Source organism: Anaeromassilibacillus sp. An200, assembly GCF_002160025.1.
Taxonomy (GTDB): domain Bacteria; phylum Bacillota; class Clostridia; order Oscillospirales; family Acutalibacteraceae; genus Caccousia; species Caccousia stercoris.
The window spans coordinates 1-729 of record NZ_NFJU01000137.1 but is presented as its reverse complement, the minus strand read 5'-3'; the positions used below and the strand labels follow the sequence as shown (position 1 = coordinate 729).

Below are 729 nucleotides of genomic sequence, written 5' to 3'. Positions count from 1 at the left end.
GGAAAAGGGCAACACCGCTGCCGATCACCGCCGCGCCCAGCACGCCGATCCAGATATACAGGTTATAATCATCGCCTGTCTGCGGGACCGGCTTGGAAGGATTGGAAGGTGTTGTCGGGTTATCCGGGGTTTCCGGCGTATCAGGCGTTTCCGGGGTTTCTTCCTCCGGCTTTTCATTGAAGAAGCTCACTTCGGCGGTTTCATCGGCCTTGATCTCCACCGTGGCGCCATCCGGGATGATATAGTCCTCGCTGGCCTTATTCTTAACCTCGGTCACAGTGTATTTGCCCACGCGCAGCCCTTCGATCAGGATGATACCATCCTCCGGGCTTGTGAAAGTCTCGCAGTAGGTGCCATCCTCACTTTTCACCTCAAAAGCGAAGCCGTCCTTGCGGCCATCGCTGGAATCTTTTGTGATTTTCAGGTTGCCGCGGTAAGCCTCATTCACAAAGCCGCGGCCAGCCTCGCCATTTTCCACAACGACAACCTGCCCGTCCGTGGTGATCTCAAAGTAATAAGCATTGAGGTCCAGCTTGTGGCCTTCCGGGGCAGTTTTCTCTTTGACAAAATAGCCCTTTGCCAAGAGGCCGCTCATTTCATGGAACCCTTCATCGGTTTCAGTCAGCTCCCCGATCAGGGCGTCGCCTTCATCAAATGCCTTATCGCCGTTGGTGTCCTCATAAAGCTCAAAGACAGCGCCGGGCAGCCGGTGGAGGAATGGATTGTCCG

Annotated in this window: 1 protein-coding gene; it reads right to left on the bottom strand. The window is 55.3% G+C overall.

Annotated features, from left to right (window positions below; translation table 11 throughout):
- Nucleotides 1–729 (bottom strand): MSCRAMM family protein (locus B5F35_RS18250; protein WP_275532279.1); only part of this gene is annotated, 729 nt, incomplete at both ends.